This is a genomic window from Micromonospora sp. DT201, from assembly GCF_049841575.1.
GTDB lineage: Bacteria > Actinomycetota > Actinomycetes > Mycobacteriales > Micromonosporaceae > Micromonospora.
In genome coordinates, this window is the sequence record NZ_JBNCKP010000018.1 from 150,318 (window position 1) to 173,142 (window position 22,825).

Annotated in this window: 19 protein-coding genes; 6 read left to right on the top strand and 13 right to left on the bottom strand. The window is 70.3% G+C overall.

Annotation, left to right across the window (positions count from 1 at the left end; all coding sequences use genetic code 11):
• Window positions 1-82 precede the first annotated feature (82 nt).
• Together ACLQ28_RS25925 and pruA are read right to left on the bottom strand one after the other, a co-directional pair.
• Window positions 83-598 carry a PadR family transcriptional regulator gene (locus ACLQ28_RS25925; RefSeq protein WP_425688875.1) on the bottom strand — a complete coding sequence of 172 codons (516 nt, stop codon included), beginning with the start codon at window positions 596-598 and terminating at the stop codon, window positions 83-85.
• A 175-nt stretch (window positions 599-773) separates the two neighbouring features.
• Complete coding sequence (gene pruA / locus ACLQ28_RS25930; RefSeq protein WP_425688876.1) at window positions 774-2,402, bottom strand: L-glutamate gamma-semialdehyde dehydrogenase; 1,629 nt, start codon at window positions 2,400-2,402, stop codon at window positions 774-776.
• 451 nt (window positions 2,403-2,853) lie between these two features.
• Between pruA and ACLQ28_RS25935 the strand changes: the two genes are divergently transcribed.
• Window positions 2,854-3,936, top strand: a complete 1,083-nt coding sequence (locus tag ACLQ28_RS25935) for a hypothetical protein (RefSeq protein WP_425688877.1) — start codon at window positions 2,854-2,856, stop codon at window positions 3,934-3,936.
• Window positions 3,937-4,028: 92 nt separating this feature from the next.
• Here the strand turns inward: ACLQ28_RS25935 and ACLQ28_RS25940 are convergent, their stop codons facing one another.
• Complete coding sequence (locus ACLQ28_RS25940; protein ID WP_425688878.1) at window positions 4,029-4,538, bottom strand: DUF6912 family protein; 510 nt, start codon at window positions 4,536-4,538, stop codon at window positions 4,029-4,031.
• Between the two features lie 216 nt (window positions 4,539-4,754).
• Between ACLQ28_RS25940 and ACLQ28_RS25945 the strand changes: the two genes are divergently transcribed.
• Together ACLQ28_RS25945 and ACLQ28_RS25950 are read left to right on the top strand one after the other, a co-directional pair.
• Window positions 4,755-4,982 carry a helix-turn-helix domain-containing protein gene (locus tag ACLQ28_RS25945; protein ID WP_030490852.1) on the top strand — a complete coding sequence of 76 codons (228 nt, stop codon included), beginning with the start codon at window positions 4,755-4,757 and terminating at the stop codon, window positions 4,980-4,982.
• A 250-nt stretch (window positions 4,983-5,232) separates the two neighbouring features.
• On the top strand, window positions 5,233-5,823 hold the full coding sequence (locus ACLQ28_RS25950; protein WP_425688879.1) for an Rv3235 family protein: 591 nt from the start codon (window positions 5,233-5,235) through the stop codon (window positions 5,821-5,823).
• A 192-nt stretch (window positions 5,824-6,015) separates the two neighbouring features.
• Here ACLQ28_RS25950 and secA read toward each other — a convergent pair whose 3' ends face one another.
• Entirely contained in the window at window positions 6,016-8,943 is a 2,928-nt protein-coding gene (secA, locus tag ACLQ28_RS25955; RefSeq protein WP_425688880.1) for a preprotein translocase subunit SecA, read from the bottom strand.
• A gap of 168 nt (window positions 8,944-9,111) precedes the next feature.
• Here secA and ACLQ28_RS25960 point away from each other — a divergent pair, with 168 nt between their 5' ends.
• Both ACLQ28_RS25960 and ACLQ28_RS25965 read left to right on the top strand, forming a co-directional pair.
• Window positions 9,112-10,263, top strand: a complete 1,152-nt coding sequence (locus tag ACLQ28_RS25960; protein ID WP_425688881.1) for a GNAT family N-acetyltransferase — start codon at window positions 9,112-9,114, stop codon at window positions 10,261-10,263.
• Window positions 10,260-11,372: a GNAT family N-acetyltransferase gene (locus tag ACLQ28_RS25965; protein ID WP_425688882.1), complete on the top strand. Its 1,113-nt coding sequence runs from the start codon at window positions 10,260-10,262 to the stop codon at window positions 11,370-11,372. The genes ACLQ28_RS25960 and ACLQ28_RS25965 overlap by 4 nt, the downstream gene beginning before the upstream one ends.
• A gap of 68 nt (window positions 11,373-11,440) precedes the next feature.
• Here ACLQ28_RS25965 and hpf read toward each other — a convergent pair whose 3' ends face one another.
• The 8 genes from hpf to efeU all read right to left on the bottom strand — a co-directional run bounded on the left by hpf (window position 11,441) and on the right by efeU (window position 20,812).
• Window positions 11,441-12,079 carry a ribosome hibernation-promoting factor, HPF/YfiA family gene (gene hpf / locus ACLQ28_RS25970; RefSeq protein WP_425688883.1) on the bottom strand — a complete coding sequence of 213 codons (639 nt, stop codon included), beginning with the start codon at window positions 12,077-12,079 and terminating at the stop codon, window positions 11,441-11,443.
• Window positions 12,080-12,324: 245 nt separating this feature from the next.
• Window positions 12,325-13,032: a ComF family protein gene (locus ACLQ28_RS25975; protein ID WP_425688884.1), complete on the bottom strand. Its 708-nt coding sequence runs from the start codon at window positions 13,030-13,032 to the stop codon at window positions 12,325-12,327.
• A gap of 4 nt (window positions 13,033-13,036) precedes the next feature.
• On the bottom strand, window positions 13,037-14,851 hold the full coding sequence (locus ACLQ28_RS25980; protein ID WP_425688885.1) for an LpqB family beta-propeller domain-containing protein: 1,815 nt from the start codon (window positions 14,849-14,851) through the stop codon (window positions 13,037-13,039).
• Entirely contained in the window at window positions 14,848-16,605 is a 1,758-nt protein-coding gene (gene mtrB / locus ACLQ28_RS25985) for an MtrAB system histidine kinase MtrB (RefSeq protein WP_425688886.1), read from the bottom strand. The genes ACLQ28_RS25980 and mtrB overlap by 4 nt, the downstream gene beginning before the upstream one ends.
• A 12-nt stretch (window positions 16,606-16,617) precedes the next feature.
• Entirely contained in the window at window positions 16,618-17,307 is a 690-nt protein-coding gene (mtrA, locus tag ACLQ28_RS25990; RefSeq protein ID WP_110564421.1) for an MtrAB system response regulator MtrA, read from the bottom strand.
• Window positions 17,308-17,437: 130 nt separating this feature from the next.
• Window positions 17,438-18,715, bottom strand: coding sequence for an iron uptake transporter deferrochelatase/peroxidase subunit (gene efeB / locus ACLQ28_RS25995; RefSeq protein WP_425688887.1), 1,278 nt, complete (start codon window positions 18,713-18,715; stop codon window positions 17,438-17,440).
• Between the two features lie 25 nt (window positions 18,716-18,740).
• Window positions 18,741-19,874: an iron uptake system protein EfeO gene (gene efeO / locus ACLQ28_RS26000; protein ID WP_425688888.1), complete on the bottom strand. Its 1,134-nt coding sequence runs from the start codon at window positions 19,872-19,874 to the stop codon at window positions 18,741-18,743.
• Window positions 19,875-19,897: 23 nt separating this feature from the next.
• Complete coding sequence (gene efeU / locus ACLQ28_RS26005; RefSeq protein WP_425688889.1) at window positions 19,898-20,812, bottom strand: iron uptake transporter permease EfeU; 915 nt, start codon at window positions 20,810-20,812, stop codon at window positions 19,898-19,900.
• Between the two features lie 165 nt (window positions 20,813-20,977).
• Here efeU and ACLQ28_RS26010 point away from each other — a divergent pair, with 165 nt between their 5' ends.
• Window positions 20,978-21,136 carry a hypothetical protein gene (locus tag ACLQ28_RS26010; RefSeq protein WP_425688890.1) on the top strand — a complete coding sequence of 53 codons (159 nt, stop codon included), beginning with the start codon at window positions 20,978-20,980 and terminating at the stop codon, window positions 21,134-21,136.
• A 175-nt stretch (window positions 21,137-21,311) separates the two neighbouring features.
• Here ACLQ28_RS26010 and ahcY read toward each other — a convergent pair whose 3' ends face one another.
• Complete coding sequence (ahcY, locus tag ACLQ28_RS26015; protein WP_425688891.1) at window positions 21,312-22,811, bottom strand: adenosylhomocysteinase; 1,500 nt, start codon at window positions 22,809-22,811, stop codon at window positions 21,312-21,314.
• Between the last annotated feature and the right edge of the window lie 14 nt (window positions 22,812-22,825).

Genomic DNA, 22,825 nt, shown 5'->3' on the forward strand with positions numbered 1-22,825 from the left:
GAGCCCCGCAGGCCGACGCCAAATTGACGCCGCGCCACCGTGGGTCGAGCAGCTCGTTCCGTATGCGTGAACCCGCCGATCATCACCCGACGGGGGCGGATTTCAACCACGTCAGAGCCGCCTTGTGGTAGGCGACGGCGAACTCCAGCGCGCTGGCGTCGTACGTCTCTCCGTCGCGCTTGGCGTTCTTTACCTGCTCCCGGACCTGGGCGAGGGCCTCGGTGTGGTACTCGTTGGCCGAGGCGTACAGGCCCTTCAGCTGGCTGGCGGAGTGCAGGTTGCCGAAGGCCATCCGTAGCGCTATCGGGTTGCGAATGGTGTCCCGCCCCGGATTCTCCGCGAGCCAGCGGGAAAATGTCCGTTTCCCACTGGCAGTGAGTGCGTACGGCTGGCTCATCCGCGGCCCGGGCTTACCGAGCCGCACGAAACCCCGCTCGGCCAGCACCGGCAACTCGCGGTAGACCTGACTGCGGGTCATCGACCAGTACGGCGCCAGACGGCGCTCAGCGGCGGCCATCAACTGACCGCCTGTCATCGGGCCCTCATGGAGGAGGCCGAGCAGGGCCGCCGCCGTAGGGTTGACTCCGGAATCCGCCATGCCCACTACGCTGCCACTTTGCGCACCCGGCGTCCAGGATTTGCCAGTTTGCCACCCAACAGGACTTCCTAAGTGCACTGTCGGCGGCAGACTGTCCGTTGAGGACTATCGATGGATTACACCATTCGGCCGACCGCCGGCGGCGCCACGAGCGCCGCCGGCAGGTCGTCGCCGGTCAGCCCATGTGGGGGTACGTGTGGTCGGTCGGCGGCACGAAGGTCTCCTTGATCGTGCGCGGCGACACCCAGCGGACCAGGTTCAGCCAGGAGCCGGCCTTGTCGTTGGTGCCGCTGGCCCGGGCGCCGCCGAAGGGCTGCTGCCCCACCACCGCGCCGGTCGGCTTGTCATTGATGTAGAAGTTGCCGGCCGCGTACCGCATGCGCTCACCGACCGCCTCGACCACCCGGCGGTCGGTGGCGAACACCGACCCGGTCAGCGCGTACGGGGCGATCGACTCAGCCTGCGCGACCACCTCGTCGAAGCGGGCGTCGTCAAACACGTGCACGCCCAGGATCGGCCCGAAGTACTCGGTGGTGAAGGTCTCGTGGGCGGCGTCGCCGCACTCGAAGAGCGTCGGCCGGACGAAGTAACCGACCGAGTCGTCGGCGGTGCCACCGGCGAGCACCCGGCAGCTGTCGTCCCCGCCGATCAGCTCCAGCGCCGCGGTGTGCCGGGCGAACGCCTTGTCGTCGATCACCGCGCCGCCGAAGTTGCTGAAGTCGGCCACGTCGCCGTAGGTCAGCGAGTCGGTGGTGGCGGCCAGCCGGTCGCGCAGCCCACCCTCCCAGATCGAGCGCGGCACGTACGCCCGGGAGGCCGCCGAGCACTTCTGGCCCTGGTACTCGAATGCGCCACGGATCAGCGCGGTGTGCAGGGCGTCCACGTCGGCGCTGGTGTGCGCGACCACGAAGTCCTTGCCGCCGGTCTCGCCGACCAGGCGCGGGTAGCCCCGGTAACGGGCGATGTTGTCGCCGACCGTCCGCCACAGCTGCTGGAAGACCTTGGTCGACCCGGTGAAGTGGATGCCGGCCAGGTCCGGGTCGGCGAGGACGACGTCGGAGACCTCCTCGCCCCGGCCGGTGACCATGTTGATCACGCCGGGCGGCAGGCCGGCGGCCTCGAACAGCCGCATGGTGAAGTGCGCGGCGAACTGCTGGGTCGGGCCCGGCTTCCAGATCACCGTGTTGCCCAGCAGGGCCGGCGCCGACGGCAGGTTGCCGGCGATGGCGGTGAAGTTGAACGGGGTGACCGCGTAGACGAAGCCCTCCAACGGGCGGTGGTCGAAGCGGTTCCAGACGCCGGGCGAGGACGCCGGCTGCTCCTCGAGCAGGCGGCGGGCGAAGTGCACGTTGAACCGGAGGAAGTCGATGAACTCGCACGCCGCGTCGATCTCCGCCTGGATCGCGGTCTTCGACTGGCCGAGCATGGTGGCGGCGTTGAGGGTGTCGCGCCAAGGGCCGGCGAGCAGCTCGGCGGCGCGCAGGAAGATCGCGGCGCGCTCCTCGAAGGGCAGCGCCCGCCACATCGGGGCGGCGTCCTTGGCCGCCTTGATCGCGGCGCGCGCGTCGTCGTGGGTGGCGTGCGCGGTCACGCCCAGCACGTGCGCGTGCCGGTGCGGCTGCACCACGTTGATCGAGTCACCGGCGGCCATCCGCTGCTCACCGCCGATGGTCATCGGCAGGTCGATGCGCTCGGCGGCGAGCTCGGTCAGCCGCCGCTGGAGCCGGTCCCGGTCTCCGCTGCCCGGCTCGTAGTTGCGAACCGGCTCGTTGCGCGGCTCGGGAACGGAGAAGACGGCATCCATCAGGGCTCCTGGCGATCTCGACAGCAGTGGCGAAACCGGACCCGCGGGCACCGACCGGACGGCCGGACACCGGACGCTGCACCCGGGGGGCCGAGCAGCGGCGGGACCTCCTGCGATTCTTTCATGCGGCAGTGCTGGCCTCGCCTCCACCACCACCCGGATGCGAAGGACCGGCCGACGTTTCTCTCCTTACCGGCCGCCGGGGTGGGGCTGGTCGACCGTCCCCGGCTCCGGGCGGTCAGGCTTGATCCCTCCGCCGGGGACGGTCGCCCCAGCCCCCGCCGTTTGTCGCGGTCCGTGGACCCGTTGTGCTTCGCCGGGGTACGGCGCTTGGGTACTGCTGGTCGACCGTTAGCCCCTCCCGACTCAGGGGGTGTGGCTCGTTCGGTGGGGGTCGCGGTGGCCCGCGTACCCTGAATGGTCGGTGACCTGCCGCCTCGAAGGGGAGACGATGACCAAGCAGCCCGGCCGCGTCCCGGCCGCGGAGTCGCACGAGCCGGCGGCCGACGCGGCCAGCCCCAGCAGCCGCCCGCTGCCCGCGCCCGGCGCGGCGGTGCTCGCGCTGCTGACGCTCGGGTGGCTGACCGCCATGCTCTGGTCCACCCGGGAGGCCATCACCTCGGCGGCGGCCGGGGTCACCGCGATCAGCCTCTCCGCCTTCGCCCTGCCCGGCGTGATCTCGGCCGCGCTGGTCTGCGGGGCGGCCGTCGCGCTGACCGGCGGCAACCTGCTGGCCCGCCGGTACGGCGACGGAGCCACCCTGCGCTTCGCCGGCGCGATCGGCGGCGGAATGCTGGTCGGGCTGGCTGCCGCGCTGGCCATCAACCTCACCTACTTCGACACCTCGACCACCAATGTGATCGCCGGCACCACGGCCGCCGCGGCGATCATCGGTGGCGCGGTGGCCGGCGCCCGGACCGCCCCTGCTGTGGGTGCGGTGGTGACCGCCTCGCTCGGCACGCTGCTCTTCGTGGTCGCGTTCAGCCGCGCCCGGGATCCACTGTTCGACCTCTTCGGGGCCGGCGACAGTCAACAGTCGTTGGTCGACGCGGCCAAATGGGTGTCTCGCACCGAATCGCTCGTCGCCGGGGTGCTGGCCGGGCTGCTCGCCTTCGGCTACCTCAGCTGGGCACGGCGTCGGGTCGTTCGCCGTGATCCCGAGGCCCCGCCGCTGCGCTGGCCGGCGTACCTGATCGCCGGCGCTGGGCCGGGGCTGCTCCTGCTGCTCGCCGAGGTGATCATCCGGATCGGTGGCCGGTCGCTGCTCGACCTGGCCAGCGCCCTCAGCGAGGCCGACGCGGTGGCGCAGACCTCGCTGGGCACCTCGCGGGTGGACAACGGCATCTGGGTGCTCTTCGTGGGGGCGCTGACCGCGCTGATCGCGTTCGGCCGCACGCTCAGCCCGGCCCACACCGACGACGACGCGACCGGCAACTCGGACACCGTCGCGGACCGGGTCGACCCCGAGGACGACGAGCCGGACCCGGCCGAGGTGTTCGACACCGACCCGGCCAGGGCGGACCCGGCCCGCTGACGTAGACGGGACCACTTGCCTGCCGGCGTTCACGTCCTGGCGCCCTGCCGGCCTGCGTCCCAGCGCTTCCGGCTGGCGTCCTGGCGTCCGGGTCAGCTGGCCGCACGTAGCAGCAGGTCCAGCTCTGTCACGTCGTACCACTCCAGCTCGTGGTCCTCAGCGCCGTCAACGGTGAATTGGGCATCGGGGTCGCCAGCGGCCGCCTCGACCACCACTTCGGCCGCCGCGGCGACCTCCTCGACCGCGTCCGCGCCATCCACGTGGATAGCGGCAACGGCGCCCACCGGCACGGCGTCGGCCAACGTCACCGTGCTGGAACCCAGCTCACCGTCGCCCCGCCCCAGCGCGCCCGCCGGCAGGTCGGCCGAGACGACGACGCGACGGCGGGGAGCGGTCGGGTCGGCCCGGAGCAGACTCAGTGCGTCCTGGGCAGCCCGGGTGAACGCGACGTACTCCAACTCCTCCTCGTCGCCTTCGGCGTACCACTCGCGCAGCGCCGGAGTCACCGCGTGCGCCTGGTCGGCGGCCAGGCCATCCTCACGCAGCCGGGCCAGCATCGGTACGGTCGCCGGCACATACACCCGGACAAGCTCGTCGGTCACCGGTCGTCTCCCCCGCATCGTCCTCCACCGGCGTCCGCCGGCACGGGCGCAGATCATGCCGCACGCCGTGACCGTCATACACCCCGACTCCGGCCGGCGAAAGTTCCCACCCGGTGTGTCTCGGACGGCCGGCATGCCGCCGGGCCGGCCGAGTGCTGGGCGGTCGGGGCTATCGGTGGCAAACTGAGCCAAACGACGCCAACCCCGGGAGTTCCTGTGGAGCCGAGGTTCCTGCTGCTCTCCGACGTCGCCGCCGAGCTGAACGTGTCGGATTCGCAGGTCTACCACATGGTGCGCAGCGGTGAACTGCCAGCGATCAAGATCGGTGGACGCGGCCAGTGGCGCGTCGAGCGCGCGCGACTGGAGGAGTACATAGCGCGCAAGTACGACGAGACCGCCGACTGGGTGCAGAGCAATCCGCTGGTCGACCGCGACCCGGAGTAGCCAGCCCACAGCTCACCCCAGCCCAGCGGATGATCCATCCCATATCGCGGAACCCCCTGCGTGATCCACTCCATGTCGCCGAAGTGGGGGTATCAGGCGGCTTGGATAGCGCAACATCGGCGAAATGGAGTGGATCACGTGGCGCAAGGGGCTCATTTCGCCACAGGGCCATTGACCGAGGCCGTTCTATCGCCCAGAATTGTGCTCATCGGAAGCAAACGAAGGTAAACGCAAGATCAGGGGGGTCCCGATGAGCGAGGCACGACCCGGTCCTTCCCGGCCAGCCGTGCGACTGCGCCCCGTGCCGCCCATCGACCCGCCTTACGTTGACGAGACCGACGGGCCGTACTGGCCTGCGCCGACCCACGGTCAACTCGCCCTCGACCTGTTCGCCTCGACCCGGCCAGACCCGGTCCGGCCGCCGGAGCGCCGGGCCGCTCTCCGCCCGGTGCCCAGCCGGTCGACCAGCCATCCGGTCACGCCGATACCGCCGGCGACCGCCCCGGAAGCCACCCGAGCCGCCCTTCGGTTCGTCGGCAGCTGCCTGGAGGTGGTGAACGGCTATCGTTCGCCAGCTCAGGTGCGGGCACTGCTCGACCCGGCCCGAGCAGGTGACCTCCTGACCGAGCTGGCCCGCGCCTCCGGGCGGGCCGGGGCACCTCGCCGCCGCGCCGGCCGTCCTGTGGTTCGGCTGCTCCGCCTGCGGGTCTGCGAGCCCCGGGAGGCCGCGGTGGAGGCAGCCGCCGTCCTCACCGGCGCTGGCGGTCAGAGCTGGGCGATGGCGCTCCGCTTGGAGCACCGCCGGGGCCGCTGGCTCTGCACCGTCCTGCAGGTGCTCTGACCAAACCCGACCCGGAGCGGCCCTCAGCCGGACGCGGCCCCGAGCCAAACACGCCCCAGCCAGGGCACGGCCCAGGCACGGCCCAGCCAGGGCACGGCCCAGCCAGGGCACGCCTGACGGACGCGCGAGGGCTGGAGACGCCGACGGGCCCCGGCCTGGATCGGCCGGGACCCGTTGGTCAGGTGCTGTCGGTCAGTTGCCGCCGTTGGGGGCACCGTGGCAGCGCTTGTACTTGCGGCCCGAGCCACACGGGCACGGCGCGTTGCGGGACGGGCCGTTACTCGCCTCCGTCTGGTTGGGTGCCGGCCGTCGGGAGGCGGCCGACGGAACCGCCGGGCCGCGTAGCCCGGTGGCCGGCCGCTGCGGGGCGGACGGCGCACTCTGGCCCGGCGCCGCTGGGGCACCCGGGGCCGGTCGGCCCACGCCGAGCGCCGGCGCCTGCTGCTCGGCCTGCTCGACGGCGACCGCCCCAGGGCTAGCCTCACCGTCGATGGTGGGAGCGGAATATTGCAGGCCCTGCCGCTGCGGAGCACGGTCGAGGCCCTTGGCCCGGATCTCCACCGGCTTGTCGAGCAGCTTGACCTCGTCCGATTCTGCGTCCGGCTCCGGTTCGGTCACCTGGACGTCGACGTTGTAGAGGAAACCGACCGTCTCCTCCTTGATGCCATCCATCATGGTGGCGAACATGTCGAAGCCCTCGCGCTGGTATTCCACCACCGGGTCGCGCTGGGCGTACGCCCGGAGGTTGATGCCCTCCTGGAGGTAGTCCATCTCGTAGAGGTGCTCGCGCCACTTACGGTCGATGACCTGGAGCAGCACCATCCGCTCGAGTTGGCGCACCCCCTCGGTGCCGACCTGCTCCTCGCGCCGGTCGTACGCGGCGTTCGCGTCATCCTTGAGGCGAGCGACGAGGAAGTCGGCATCCATGCCGGCCCGGGAGCCACCGGCTTCCTCCTCCAACTCCTCGATGGTCACGGCAACCGGGTAGAGCTGCTTGAGGCTGGACCAGAGCTGCTCAAGGTCCCAGTCCTCGCCGTAACCGTCAGAGGTGGCGCCCCGCACGTACGCCTCGACGGTGTCGTCGATCATGTTGCGGACCTGGTCGGAGAGGTCTTCACCGTTGAGCACCCGGAGCCGCTCGGCGTAGACGACCTGGCGCTGCTTGTTGAGCACCTCGTCGTACTTGAGCACGTTCTTGCGGATCTCGGCGTTCTGGCCCTCGATCTGGGCCTGGGCGCTCTTGATCTGCCGGGTGACCATCTTCGACTCGATGGGCACGTCCTCCGGGATGTTGAAGCGCTCCATCACCGCTTCGACCGCCCCGGCCCGGAAGCGCCGCATCAGCTCGTCCTGCAGGGACAGGTAGAACCGGGACTCGCCCGGGTCGCCCTGCCGGCCGGCGCGACCACGCAGCTGGTTGTCGATGCGCCGGGACTCGTGCCGCTCGGTGCCCAGCACGTAGAGACCACCGGCGGCAGAGACCTCGTCCGCCTCAGCGTCGCAGGCCTGCTTCCACGTGGGAAGGACATCCTCCATCGCCTTGGCGTACTCCTCCTCGTTTTCCAGCGGGTCGAGGCCGCGCTGGCGCAGCTCGTTCGCGGCGAGGAACTCGGCGTTGCCACCGAGCAGGATGTCGGTGCCGCGGCCGGCCATGTTGGTGGCCACCGTGACAGCGCCCTTTCGCCCTGCCTGGGCGACGATTTCGGCCTCCCGTGCGTGGAACTTGGCGTTCAGCACGTTGTGCGGGATGCCGCGCCGGCGCAGCAGCTGGGAGAGGATCTCGGAGTTTTCCACCGACACGGTGCCGACCAGCACCGGCTGACCCAGCTGGTGCCGTTCGGCGATGTCCTCGATGACGGCGTTGAACTTGGCCTTCTCCGTCTTGTAGATGACGTCGGGCCGGTCCTCGCGAACCATCGGGCGGTGGGTCGGGATCGTCACGACGCCGACCTTGTAGACCTTGTTGAACTCGCTCGCCTCGGTCTGCGCCGTACCGGTCATCCCGGACAGCTTCTCGTAGAGGCGGAAGTAGTTCTGGAGGGTGATGGTGGCCAGGGTCTGGTTCTCCTGCTTGATCTCCACCCCCTCCTTGGCCTCGATCGCCTGGTGCATGCCCTCGTTGTAACGACGGCCGTGCAGGATGCGACCGGTGAACTCGTCGACGATCAGGACCTCACCGTCGCTGACGATGTAGTCCTTGTCGCGCTTGTAGAGCTCCTTGGCCTTGATGGCGTTGTTGAGGTAGCCGACCAGCGGGGTGTTCACCGACTCGTACAGGTTGTCGATGCCGAGCCGGTCCTCGACCTTGGCGACACCCCGCTCGGTCACCGCGATGGTGCGCTTGGAGTGGTCGACCTCGTAGTCGCCCTCGCCGTCGGTGCCGGGCTGGAGCCGGGCCACCACGCCGGCGAACTCGCCGTACCAGCGGGCCGAGTGTTCCGCCGGGCCGGAGATGATCAGCGGGGTACGGGCTTCGTCGATCAGGATGGAGTCGACCTCGTCGACAACTGCGAAGTTGTGGCCGCGCTGGACCAACTCGTCCTTCGACCAGGCCATGTTGTCACGCAGGTAGTCGAAGCCGAATTCGTTGTTGGTGCCGTAGGTGATGTCGCACTCGTAGGCGGCCTTGTGCTCGGTGGCCGGCCGGTTGGGCAGCACCACGCCGACGGTCAGCCCGAGGAACTCGTGCACCCGGCCCATCCACGCCGCGTCACGCTGGGCGAGGTAGTCGTTGACCGTGATCACGTGCACGCCCTTGCCGGACAGCGCGTTGAGGTAGACGGCCATGACCGAGGTCAGCGTCTTGCCCTCACCGGTCTTCATCTCGGCGATGTTGCCGAAGTGCAGCGCCGCGCCGCCCATCACCTGGACGTCGTACGGGCGCTGGCCGAGCACCCGGGCGGCCGCCTCGCGGGCCACCGCGAACGCCTCCGGCAGCAGGTCGTCGAGGGTTTCCCCCTCGTCGAGCCGCTCCCGGAACTGCTCGGTCATGCCGGCCAGTTCCTCGTCGGTGAGGTTGACGTAGTCGTCCTCGATCGAGGTGACGGCGGCGGCGATGGCCTTGAGCCGGCGCACCATGCGGCCCTCGCCCGCATTAAGGACCTTTTCCAGAATCGACACGGATCAACGCTCCCCTAGACAGTCTCGAACCATCGTAAGCGCTCCATCGGCGCGATGGTCACTGGTGGCGGTGGTCGACCCCGCCGAAACCGACATAACTCGCGTCCTGCGCACACCCCGAACGTTATCCGGTTACGCCGTCGGCGAACGCTGCGGCAGGATGCACGGGTGGAGCCCGTAGAGATCATCGAGGACGGCGTGCTGCTGCGGCCCTGGCGGGACACCGACGCTGACGCCGTGCACCGAGCGTGCCAGGACCCTGACATTCAGCGCTGGACCAGAGTTCCGCGCCCATACCGACCCGAACACGCCCTCGGCTTCGTCACCGAGATGAGCGGGACGGCCTGGGCGGAGGGCACCGGTGCGCCGTTCGCGGTGTGTGACCCGGCGACCGGCGATCTGCTCGGCTCATGCGGTTTGATCTCCATCGACGGCACCGGCACCGGTGAGATCGGCTACTGGACGGCCCCCTGGGCGCGCGGCCGGGGCGTGATGGTCCGGGCCACCCGGGCGGTGGCCCGCTGGTCCTTCGACACCCTCGGGCTGTGCCGGCTGATCTGGCAGGCCGAGGTGGGCAACCACGCCTCCCGGTTGGTCGCCCTCCGGGCCGGTTTCCGGATCGACGGCCGGCTGCGGCTGGCCATCCCGGCGTCGCGGTCCGACGCGGACGGCTGGATCGGCTCGCTGCTGCCCGGCGAGGTGCCCACGCCCGGGTCGACCGGGCCGGCCGGTCCGGGCACCCTCGCCGCCCGGCGTGCCGCGGTCTTCGGCCGCCCACAGCCCACCCTGTTCGCCACCGCCGGGGCCGGTGAGCTGCGGATACGGCCGATGGAGGAGCAGGACCTGGACGCCGTGGTGCAGACCTGCCAGGACCCGGACAGCATTCGCTGGACGACCGTGCCGGACCCGTACGAGCGCGCCGACGCGCAGGGGTACCAGGTCTACGGCCAGGACGCCTGGGCCCGGGGGGACGCCGCCTGCTTCGTGATCGCCGACCCGGACGACAGGTACGCGGGCACGATCGACCTGCGGCTCTCCCCCACCGACGCGCTGCTGGCCGACGTCGGCTTCATGACCGCCCCGGCGGCCCGGGGCCGGGGGTACATGCCGGCCGCGCTGGTCGCGCTCAGCGCCTGGGGCTGCACCACGCTGGGCCTGGCCCGGATCGAGTGGAAGGCGAACGTGGGCAACACCGCCTCCCGCCGGGTGGCGGAGAAGGCGGGCTTCACGTTCGAGGGGACGGCCCGAGACGGGGTGCAGCACCGGGGCGAGCGGGTCGACGTGTGGGTGGCCGCGCTGCTCGCGAAGGACCTGGGATGAGCCTCGGGCAGGTCATCGAGGCGCACGGGGTGCGGCTTCGGCCGTTTCGCGCCAGCGACACGGCCGACGTGGTCGACGGCTGTGCGGACCCGCTCAGTCAGCGGTTCGTGTCGAGCATGCCGTCGCCGTACACCGAGGTCGAGGCCCGCTGGTGGATCGACGCCGGCGCACCGGCGGTCTGGACCGGCGGCGGCGCGGCGTACGCCGTCGCGGACCCGGCCACCGACCGACTGCTCGGCGGGGTGGGGCTGAGCTATCCGGTGCCCGCGCGGAGCCAGGCCGAGATCGGCTACTGGGTGCGGCCGGCGGCGCGCGGGCGCGGGGTGGCCACCGCGGCCACCCGCGCGCTGAGCGAGCACGCGTTCGCCACCGGGACGCGCCGGTTGGAGTTGCTTGCCGAGCCGGAGAACGGGGCCAGCCAGCGGGTCGCACTGGCCGCCGGATTCCGGTACGAGGGCCTGCGCCGGTCCGCCGGCCAGCATCGGGGCGGCGGACGGCACGACCTGCTGGCCTGGGTACGCCTCGCCGAGGATCCGCCCGGCCCGGTCGCGCGACTGCTGCCCGACCTGCCCGCCGGGGTGCTCACCGATCAGGTGGTGACCCTGCGCCGGCTCGCGCCGGACGACGCGGATGTGATGTACCAGTTGCACAGCCGGCCGGAGGTGGTGGCGAACCAGGCGCCGCCGGTGCCGCCGACGCGGGAGGCGATCGAGCGGCGCTGCCGGCTGGCGGAGAGCGCCTGGCTGACTGGCGAGATCGCCCGGTTGCTGATCATCGATGTGGTTACCGGCGAGCCGGCGGGCAGTTGCGGGTTGTCGTACACCGATGTGAGCGGCGGCGAGGGCTCGATCGGTTACGCGCTGCTGCCGAGCTGGCGGGGCCGGGGCTACGCCACCCGCGCGGTCCGGCTGCTCGCCGGTTGGGCGTTCGGGCCGGCCGGTATCGCCCGGTTGACCGCCGGCACCGTGCCGGCGAACACCGCCTCGCACCGGGTGTTGGAGCGGGTCGGCTTCCAGCGCGAGGCCCTGCAGCGCGGCCGTTTGCCCGGCCTGGCGAACGCCCGCCTGGACGACCTGACCTTCGCGCTGCTACCAGCCGAACTCCGCTGACAGATCACGGAGTTGTGGCGGGTTCGTTCCCCCACCACAACTCCGTGATCGACGCGGGTGGCTACCGGTCAGGTGGCGAGGGAGATGATGCCGTAGTCGTACGCGTGGCGGCGGTAGATGACGCTCGGGCGGCCGGACTCTTTGTCCTGGAACAGGTAGAAGTCGTGGCCGACCAGCTCCATCTCGAACAGCGCGTCGTCGATTGTCATCGGCTCCGCCGGGTGCACCTTCTCCCGAGCGATGTGCCACGGCTGCTGATCGTCGTACTCCTCCTCGACCCGTTCCGCGACGGCGGTGCCGGCCCGGGCACCGTCGGCCGGCGCACCCAACTGGGTGGCCACTAGGTCCGTGACGGGCAGGCCCGCGGTCGCCTCGGCGACGGAGATCGGCGCGTGCCGACCGCGGTGTACGCGGCGGCGGTCGGCCGCACGGCGCAGGCGGGTGTCGAGCTTCGCGATGGCCGCATCGAGCGCACTGTAGAAGTCGTTCGTGCAGGCCTCGGCCCGCATCACCGGGCCCCGGGAAACGCAGGTGATTTCCACCCGCTGGCAGTGGTCGGCCTGGCGCGGATTGCGCTCGTGAAACAGCTCGACATCGACTCGGATGAGTTTGTGATCGTAACGTTCGATCTTTGCGAGTTTCTCGGCTACGTGCACCCGGTAATGGTCCGGCACTTCGACGTTTCGGCCCTTGACCACGATGTCCACGTGACCTCCCTTGTTCGGACGGTCTTCGATCCGGTAACCCGGTCGCGCGCCGTGGGGAGACCCGCTGGCGTCGACCGGCTGGTACGGCTACGCCTCCTCTCACCGCCGGAGGCGGGTGGAACGACCTCCTACCCCCGACAACGAAACGCTAACGCTTGTTCGGCTGGCAGTCACCCCATGTTGCCGAGACCGCCCCTGATTTTTCGCAGCTCATACACCAATGGGTGAAACGGAAACACGGACGGTTACAAGAGGTGTCTTTTCTCGGTCGCCGCGAGCACCGCGGCGACACTCGGTGCCCATCCGGTCGCGGTCAGCACCCTGGTCGCGGCGGCCAGGGTGACGCCGGTGGTGACGATGTCGTCCAGCAGCACCACGACCGGCGCCGCGCCCGCGGCACGACCCCAACTCGGCGCGGTGGAGCGCGGCCGGAAAGCAGCCTCGGCCGCCGCCGCCCGCCCGGCGCTGTCCAGGGTGACCGAGTCGGGCCGGGGCAGCGCACGAAGCGGACGGTGCACCCGCGCCGCCCAGCCGGCCCGGTTGAGCCGGGCGGCGCAGTGCCGGGCCAGCCGGTCCAGGTGGTCCCCGTAACGAGACCGTGCGGCCGCCGCAGTGTCTGGGACCGGAACCAGCGCCAGGGGACGAGCCACACCGACCGCCGCAGCGACGACCTCGGCGAGCAGAGCGCCGAGTGGGCGGGCCAGACCGTGCCGGCCGTGTTCCTTGTACGCCAGCAGGGCCTCACGCAGCGGCCCGGCGTACGGGCCGAGTGCGACGCAGGACGGCAGGCCCGGCGGGGCGGGGGTGGGGCGGACCGACCGTGGGCGCAGCGCGCCCAGTGTCTCGGCGCAGGCGGGGCAGACCCCGTGCCGCAGGCGGGGCCGGCGCTCCCGACAACCCGCGCAGTCAGCGGGCAGGACCAGGTCGGCGAGGTCCGCCCAGAGCCCGGTCACGACGTCAGTAGAGGAAGAACGGTGCCGACGGGTTGCTCGGGCGGACGCCCGCCGGGACCGCTGCGATGCCCCGCACTCGGCCAGGCTCGATCCGTTCGAACGGGCTGCTGCGGTACGCCACCCCGTTCGCCTCGTACATGTAGGTCCCGCTGGGCACCCGCACGTTGCGATTGGTCGGGTACGCCGTCAGGTGATCGACCTTGGCACCGAGGTCTGTCCTCAGCGGCGTCTCCAACGCGCCGTCGACGCTGATCTCGTAGATCGCCGGCTGGCCGGCGGACCCCGCCACCACCAGCTGGTCCTCACTGCTCCAGTCGACCGCCGTGAGGCCGGTCAGCGAGGTGACCAGTTGCCGGGGCGGGCCGATGGAGACGCCTCCGCCATCCTGGTTGACCGCCGCGACGTAGAGCCGGCCACCGGCGATCAGCGCGACCCGCTGGCCGTCCAGCGCGGCGGCCACCGCGGTGACGTCGGCGGGCAGGTTGAGTGGCACCGGGTACATCCGAGCCGCATCATCGAACCGGTAGAGCTGCCCGTCGGCCACGACCAGACCGCGGCCAGGGCGTGCGTCGACCGTACGCAGCCACACCGGTCGGCTCATCGAGGAGTATTCGGAACCGCTGCGGCTGATGACGGAGACCGGCGCTGTGCCCGTGCCCACCGCGAGTCGGCGCCGGCCATTGCTGCCGCTGGTGACCACCAGCGCGGCGAGGACGCGATTCTCCTTGGCCAGCGCCAGATCGGCGGAAATGATGTTGCGATTGGCCTCGGGTGTCAACGGCACCGCGCCGCTGAGTTCGCTGCCGAAGTCGAGCGGGTGGATGGCGCCCTCGTACACGCCGAACCGCTGCGGGCTCACGGCGTCCGGGTAGAGATCGTAGGAGGCTCGTCGCTCGTTCAGGTCCTGCACGGGCAGCGCGTTGTTGCGGATCTTCAACTCCAGCGCGCCCGGCAGCTCGCCCAGCGACCAGGCGATCTGTTTGATCAGCTGGTCGATCCCGACCTGGTCGTCACCGGACATGTCCAGGTTGACCTCCCACCGGCCGTTTCCGCCGGTGGCGTTGTTGATCAGCTCGGTGCGGTCGGGCAGCCCGACGACACCCGGGCGCAACCAGTCGGAGGGGCCGCCGACCAGCCACTTCACCACCTCGTTGACCCGGCGCTCTTCCGGCACCACCAGTGGCCGGTAGCGCTGGTCGGGCACGAGGCGGGTGCGGTCAGAACTCCAGAAGTAGATCGACTCGGCCTGGTAATACTCGCGAAGGGCGACGTCGCTGAGCAACAGCACGTTCGGTGGATCGATGATGTACATCCCGGCACGCTCATCGTTGACGCCGCCGTTGAGCGCCGCGCTGCGCAGCCCGAACTCGTACTCGGTGTCGGTCGCTACCGGCGGCGCCAGGGTGCCGTTGGCCCGCAGCACACCGATCTGCTGCACGGTGATCTTCACCGTGGTGGTCGAGTCGCTGTTGAGGGTGTAGACAGCCTCGCGCAGCCGGACCACGTTCGGCGCGACCTCGCTGCCCTTCTTTTCCTGCAGGCGGTGCTTGTGCTCAGGCGCGATGAACGCCTTGACCCGCTCGTACGCCCGATCCGGCTCACCGGCGGCGGCGGACAGGAAGTTGCGAACGAAGGCCTCGTTGACGCTGCCGCTGGCCGTCCGCGTCGGCGGCTCATTGCCCCCACCGTTGACGATGCCGGCCTCCGTCGCGGCCCCGCCCTTACCGTCCACTCGCACGTCGGACGCTGCCGGGATGCCGCAACCTGCGCCGAGCAGCACCACCACGCCGAACGCCCCGAGCAGGGTCTGTCGTCTCACGAGCGCACCTCCGCCCGCTGTCCGTCCCCGGTCGGAGCCGGGTCGATCGCCAATGCCCCGCCGGTGCCGGGCCCGATGGCCAGCGGACCACTGTCGCGGGGGCCGCCGAACGGCAGTGCGGCGTCGGCCGGCACCAGTCGCAGCGGCGAGGTGGTCAGTCGGTCACCGGCACGGGCCGGCAACGTGAGCCGGAACTGCGCGCCCTGCCCGGGAGCACCCCACGCCTCCAGCCAACCACCGTGCAGCCGGGCGTCCTCAAGGCTGATCGACAGGCCCAGCCCGGTGCCCCCGGTCTGCCGGGCCCGGGACGGGTCGGCCCGCCAGAACCGGTTGAACACCAGCTTCTCCTCGCCCACTTTGAGCCCCACACCGCGGTCGCGGACAGTGATCGCCACGGCGGTCTCGTCCAGACCGAGGGTGATCAGCACCGGGCGGGCCTCGCCGTGTTCGACGGCGTTGCCCACCAGGTTGCGCAACACCCGCTCGACCCGGCGCGGGTCGACCTCTGCGATCACCGGCGTGCCCGGCAGGTCGAGCTCGATCGGCACGCCGACCCGCTCGGCCAGGCCGGCCAACCTTTCGACCACCCGGTGCACCACCGGCACCAGGTCGGTCGGCTCAGAATCCAGCATGGCGAAGCCCGCGTCGAACCGGCTGATCTCCAACAGGTCGGTGAGCAACTCCTCGAACCGGTCCAACTCGGCCTGGAGCAGCTCGGCGCTGCGAGCCACCGCCGGGTCGAACTCGTCACGCTCGGCGAAGATCAGGTCAGCGGCCATCCGGACCGTGGTCAGCGGGGTACGCAACTCGTGCGAGACGTCGGAGGTGAAGCGCCGCTGCAGTCGGGACATCTCCTCCAGGCGCAGGATCTGCCGTTGCAGGTTGGTGGCCATCTGGTTGAACGAGGCGGCGAGCAGGGCGAGGTCGTCCTCGCCGTTGACCACCATCCGCTGGTCGAGCAGGCCGGCGGAGAGTCGCTGGGCGGTCCGTGCGGCGACCCGGACCGGGTTGACCACCAGCCGGGTGACCAGCGCCGCGAGCAACCCGAGCAGGATCACCAGGGCGACTCCGGTGGCCACCACGGTGGCCCGGGCGTCGGCGGCGGTGTCGTCCTGCCGGGTCAACGGCACCAGGTAGTAGAGCTCGATCTGGCCGAAGCGGGTGGGCACCGGCGAGCCGTAGATCAAATATTTGGTGGGTTCACCGGTGAGCCGCCCGGTGCGGATCTGGCTGGCCACCTTGCCGTCGGCGATCGCGGCCCGCAGCTCCGGGCTGATCAGCGGCCGGACGTTCACGGAAGGTGCGGTGCGCGTCTGGATGTCGTTGGGATAACCGGCGGCCGTGATCGCCACCACCACCCCGCTGGTCTGCTGGGGGTCGCCGCCGGCCAGGTAGTTGACCGTGTCGTCGATGGTTTCCTGGAGCTGCGCCTCCTGCGCCTGGCCGTAGAGGGAGACCTGCTTGGCCGTGTAGCTGGCACCGCCGGTCAACCGCTGCCGGACGTCGCTGCGGGCGTTGTCGAGCAGGATCGTGGTGATCTTGTCAGCGATCAGGAACGCGAAACCGCCGACCAGCAGGCTGGACGCGACCAGCGTGATGGTCACGACCCGGACCTGCAGTGAGCGACGCCAGGTCTGGTGCACCCGGGCCACCACGCGGGCGACCCGGCCGCTTACCGCACGCCAGAGCTCCCCGCCGGCGCTGAACCGGCGGGCAGCCGTGCTCGGGGAGTGTGGGGGCGGCGAGGTCGACACAGTGCGACCAGGCTATCCGGTCCCCGCCTTGTAGCCCACGCCCCGCACGGTGAGGATGATTTCCGGTCGCTCCGGGTCCGGCTCGATCTTGGCCCGCAACCGCTGGACGTGCACGTTGACCAGACGGGTGTCGGCCGCGTGCCGGTAGCCCCAGACCTGCTCCAGCAGCACCTCGCGGGTGAAGACCTGACGTGGCTTGCGGGCGAGGGCGACCAGCAGGTCGAACTCCAGCGGAGTCAGCTTCACCTCCTCGTCGTTGCGGCTGACGGTGTGCGCGGGCACGTCGATGGTGATCTGGTTGTCGGGCGGCCCGATGGTCAGCATCTCGGGGGCCACGTCCTCGCCTCGGCGCAGCCGGGCCCGCATCCGGGCGACCAGCTCCTTGGGCTTGAACGGCTTGACCACGTAGTCGTCGGCACCGGACTCCAGGCCGAGCACGACGTCCACGGTGTCGCTCTTGGCGGTCAGCATGACGATGGGCACGCCGGACTCCGCCCGGATCGACCGGGCGACGTCGATACCGCTCATACCAGGAAGCATCAGGTCGAGCAGCACGATATCGGGACGGCTGTCACGAAAGGCGGCCAACGCTCGCTCGCCGTCCGCCACAAACGACGGTTGGAAGCCTTCGCTGCGCAGCACGATGCCAAGCATCTCGGCGAGCGCGGGGTCGTCGTCGACCACCAGTACGCGGGCTCTCATGGGATTAATATTGCATCCTCATTCAGTTCGGTGGGACCGGCGTCCCGCCGGTAACGCACATGATCCCCTCCAGCGCCGCCCGGCGCCACCGCAGCCTGGACCTATCCCGCTGTCGCCAACCGGACGTACATCAGCTGAACAGTGCCCGCCCCCAGTGGTCCCCACCGTCGCGTACGCCGGGTGGGCAGGCGAACACGCCACTGGAAACATGACGCAAATACTCGTTCATCACGTCGTGACGAGCCAACTGGGTCTGGATCGGCACGAACTGGCGGCGCGGATCGCGCTGGTAGGCGATGAAGAAGAGGCCCGCGTCGAGCCGACCGAGGCCGTCCGAGCCATCGACAAAGTTGTAGCCCCGGCGTAGCAGCTGTGCGCCGTTGTTTCGGCTCGGGTGGGCCAGCGTCACGTGGGCGTGCTCGGCGATCACCGGCTTGTCGTCCGTGCCGCGCGCCGAGAAGTCCGGCTCGTCGAACTCGTTGGTCCGACCAAGTGGGGCACCGCTGCCCTTTGCCCGGCCGACGATCTCCTCCTGCTCGGCCAGCGAAGTCCGGTCCCAGGTCTCCACGAGCATCCGGATCTTGCGGGTGACCAGGTACGAGCCGCCCGTCATCCAGTCCGGCCCGTCGCCCGGCTGCACCCACAACTGGTCGCGCAGCAGCTCGGTGTCCTCGGCTTTGAGGTTGGCCGTGCCGTCCTTGAACCCGAAGAGGTTGCGCGCAGTGGCCTGATCGCGGGAGGTCGACGAGGTACGGCCGAAGCCGAGCTGCGACCAGCGGACGCTCACCACGCCCATGCCGAGCCGGGCCAGGTTGCGGATCGCGTGGACCGCGACCTGCGGATCATTCGCGCATGCCTGCACGCAGAGGTCCCCGCCGGACAACTGCGGCTGCAGTGCGTCACCGGGGAACTTCGGCAGCTCGGCGAGGGCGGTGGGCCGCCGGTCGGCGATGCCGAAGCGGTCCCGGCCGTCGGCGTCGCGGAACAACGTCGGCCCGAAGCCGATCGTCAGGGTGAGCTGCGACGGGGGCAGGCCGAGCGCCTCACCGGTGTCGTCCGGTGGCGCCTCCGGCATTCCGCCGACCGCGCCGAGCAGCCCGGCGTCCCGCCCGGCGGTCATCCGCGCGGCGGCGGCCGTCCACTCTTCGAGCAGTTCGGCCAGCCGTGCCCGGTCCTTGGTGATCACGTCGAAGGCGACGAAGTGCAGCCGGTCCTGCGCCGGGGTGACGATGCCGGCCTGGTGCTCACCGTGGAACGGCACCGCCCCGGCCGGGTGGTCACTCGCCGCGGCCGGGCCACGGGAGCCGTTCAGCAACGCCCCCGCGCCGGCCGCCACCCCGGCGACCCCGGCCACCCCGGCGCCGGCGAGTGTGATCGCCCGCCGCCGGGTCAACCTGCTCCCGCTCATCGAATCAACTCTTTCTGCCATCCGGTCACTTTGCGACGGCCGCGGCGACCTTGCTGATCGGCTCGGCGAGCGCGTTGATGCCGTCGGAGAGCTCCTTGAGCTCGGTCTTGTTCAACGCGGTGTGCAGCTTCCACCCGTCGCCGTCGCGGTGCTTGCCGAGCAGCACCTCGACGTTGGCGAACTCGGTGTCCAGCTGCTTGACCAGCTCCGGCGAGCGCTGCTCCAACGCCGGACGGAGGGCCGACACGGCTGCCTTGGAACCTTCGAGGTTGGCGGCGAAGTCCCACAGGTCGGTGTGCGAGTAGCGGTCCTCCTCGCCAGTGATCTTGCCGCTGGCCACCTCGTCGAGGAGTTCCTTGGCACCGTTGGCGAGCTGGAGCGGGGAGAGCTTCTCGGCGTTGGCCTTGGCCACGATCTCCTTGACGTCCACCAGCAGGCGGTCGGCGATCGGGCCGTCCTTGCTGATGTCGCCGGACTGCCAGAGGTCCTTCTCGATCCGGTGGAAGCCGGTGAACTCCATCCCCTCCTCGATGACCTCCTCGCGGCCATCAATCTTGGGGTCGAGGTCGCCGAAGATCTCGGCCACCGGCTCGATCCGCTCCCAGTAGGTGCGGGCGACCGGGTAGAGCGCCTTGGACTTCGCCACGTCGCCGGCCTTGACCGCGGCAACGAACTCCTCGGTCTTGTCCAGCAGCGCGCCGGTCTGGCTCTTGACGTAACGCTGGTAGTTCTCGGTGGCACCACCCAGCGCGGCGTCGGCGGTGAGCGGCTGCGCCGACCCGCTGACCTTGAGCGCACCCCGGATGCCCTTGCCGCTCATCCCGGGCTTGCAGGCCGTCTCGTACGTGCCGGACGGCAACTCCACGTGCAGCTCACGGCTCAGCCCGGGGGCGATGTTCTCGACCTCGCCCATCACGCGGTCGCCGTCGGCGTACACGTAGAACTCGGTCACCTTCGCACCGGAATTGGTGATCTTGAAGGTGGCGGTACCGGCACCCAGGTCGGTGGTGCCGACCTCACAGGCGGTGTCCGTCGCCTTGACCGCGATCGGGCCGCCGGCCGCGGCCGGGTCGCCCTTGTCGGCGTCGGAGCAGGCGGTCACACCGGCCGTCGCCAGCACACCGACGGCGGCCAGCGCAAAGAATCGGGTGGTACGCATCTGAGCTGTCTCTCCTCGTGGGGTCAGGCACGCTGCGGCGTGGAAGCCGCCTCGGCCTCGGCCTCGGTGCCGGTGTCGGCCCCGCGCTCGATGACGGTGGTGGTTGCGGTGGACTCCGGCGCGGGTGCCGGCTTACGCCGGGCCGGTCGCAGGAAGAGCAGGAGGACCGGCACGGCGTACGCGACCCAGGCGATCGTTTCCAGCACGGTGGGCGCGGGAGTCACGTTGAACATGCCGGCGAGCAGGGCGGCGTACCAGGTGGTCGGGTCGAGCGCGCCTGTGATGTCGAAGGCCAGGTTGTTCAGACCGGGCAGGACACCGGCCTCCTGGAAGTCGTGGACGCCGTACTTGAGGATGCCGGCGGCGACCAGGATCAGCAGCGCGCCGGTCCAGGTGAAGAACTTGGAGAGGTTGATCCGCAGGGCGCTGGCGTAGAGCAGCGCGCCGAGCACCACCGCGGTGACGATGCCGCCGATCAACGCGATCAGCGGCCCGCTGTCGCCGGCCGCGCCCTGGGCGGCCGAGTAGAAGATCAGCGCGGTCTCCAGGCCCTCGCGGACCACCGCGAGGAAGGCCATGCCGGCGACCGCGAGCGACCCGACGGCCAGCGCCTCGGTGAGCTTGCCCCGCAAGTCACCGGCGATGCTCCGGGCGGCCCGGCGCATCCAGAAGATCATCCAGGTCACAAAGACCACGGCGGCGACGGAGGTGATCGCCTCGAACAACTCCCGGTCCTCGGAACGGGACAGCAGCGAGGTCGACGTGTACTCGATCAGCCAGCCGAAGAGCACCGAGAGCGCCACGGCCAGGCCGACGCCCGCCCAGACCTGCGGCAGCCGGTCCCGGCGCTGCGACTTCACCAGGAAGGCGACGAGGATGCTGACCACCAGGGTGGCTTCCAGGCCTTCCCGCAGACCGATCAGGTAGGTGGCGAACATCCGGGCTCCGAGTTCGTTAGGTACGCCTCAGCTAACTTAGGGCAGGCATACCTTGCTCCTTGCTCGGGGGCCTCGTCAAGTCGTTCACGACAAGCTCACGCGCACGGGGGCCAGGGCCTGGCCGGCGACCGACCGCCATCGTCCGGCTGTGGAAGGATCCCCGCCGTGAAGGGATTCTTGCCGTGGCTGACGGTGCTGGCCGTGGTGCTGCTGCTCAGCGCGCTGCGCCAGCGGGCGTTGGCCACCGCCGTGTCGCTCGGCTGGCTGGCCTGGTGCGTCTGGACGTGGATCCGCCCCACCCGCCGCGGCCCACGTTCCGGCTGAATCGACCGACGGCCAAGCCGGCTGAACCGGCCGACGGCGAAGCCGGCTGAATCGACCGGCGGCGAAGCCGGCTGAACCGACCGACGGCGAAGCCGGCTGAACCCGCCAACAGAGAAGGCGGAGACGACGAACCGGGCCGGCTGCGAACAGCCGACCCGGTCTGAAAAGCCGTGGATCAGTAGCGGTAGTGATCCGGCTTGAACGGACCCTCGGTGGAGACACCCAGGTACGAGGCCTGCTCCTTGGTCAGCGTGCTCAGCTTGGCGCCGAGCGCGCCCAGGTGCAGCCGGGCCACCTTCTCGTCCAGGTGCTTGGGCAGCACGTAGACGCCGACCGGGTACTCCTCGGTCTTGGTGAACAACTCGATCTGGGCGATCGTCTGGTTGGCGAACGAGTTCGACATCACGAAGCTCGGGTGCCCGGTCGCGTTGCCCAGGTTCAGCAGGCGGCCCTCGGAAAGCACGATGATGGCATGGCCGTCGGCGAAGCGCCACAGGTCGACCTGCGGCTTGATGTTGACCCGCTCGACGTCGGAACGCTTGGCCAGACCGGCCATGTCGATCTCGTTGTCGAAGTGGCCGATGTTGCCGACGATGGCCTGGTGCTTCATCCGGGCCATGTGCTCGTTCGTGATGACGTCGAAGCAACCGGTGGCGGTGATGAAGATGTCCGCCTGCTCGACGACGTCGTCCAGCGTGGCGACCTGATAGCCGTCCATCGCGGCCTGCAACGCGCAGATCGGGTCCACCTCGGTCACGACGACCCGCGCGCCCTGGCCACGCAGCGACTCGGCGCAACCCTTGCCCACGTCGCCGTAGCCCATCACGACGGCCATCTTGCCGCCGATCAGCACGTCGGTGGCTCGGTTGATGCCGTCGATGAGCGAGTGCCGGCAGCCGTACTTGTTGTCGAACTTGCTCTTGGTCACCGAGTCGTTGACGTTGATGGCCGGGAAGAGCAGGGTGCCCGCGCGGTGCATCTCGTAGAGCCGGTGCACGCCCGTGGTGGTCTCCTCGGTCACGCCCTTGATGCCGGCGGAGATCCGGGTCCAGCGCTGGCCGTCCTCGGCAAGCGAGCGGTGCAGCAGTTCGAGGATGACCCCGTACTCCTCGGAGTCGGCGGACTCGACCGGCGGGACCGCCCCGGCCCGCTCGAACTCGGCACCCTTGTGGACCAGCAAGGTGGCGTCGCCACCGTCATCGAGGATCATGTTCGGGCCCTGACCGTCCGGCCAGGCCAGCACCTGCTCGGTGCACCACCAGTATTCCGGAAGGCTCTCGCCCTTCCAGGCGTACACCGGGACGCCGGCGGGGGCGTCGGGGGTGCCGTTCGGGCCGACGACGATCGCCGCGGCCGCGTGGTCCTGGGTGGAGAAGATGTTGCAGGACGCCCAGCGCACCTGCGCTCCGAGCGCGACCAGCGTCTCGATCAGGACGGCGGTCTGGATGGTCATGTGCAGGGAGCCGGTGATCCGCGCGCCGGCGAGTGGCTGCGCCTCGGCGAACTCCCGGCGGATCGCCATCAGGCCGGGCATCTCGTGCTCAGCGAGCTGGATCTCCTTACGCCCAAACTCGGCGAGCGACAGATCCGCAACCTTGAAGTCGCCTTCGGCGAGTGTGCTCGGCCGGGCCTCGGTCGGTTTACCGCTGGCGGACGCCGGGAGGGTGCTGGTCATGAAAGCTCCTGTCG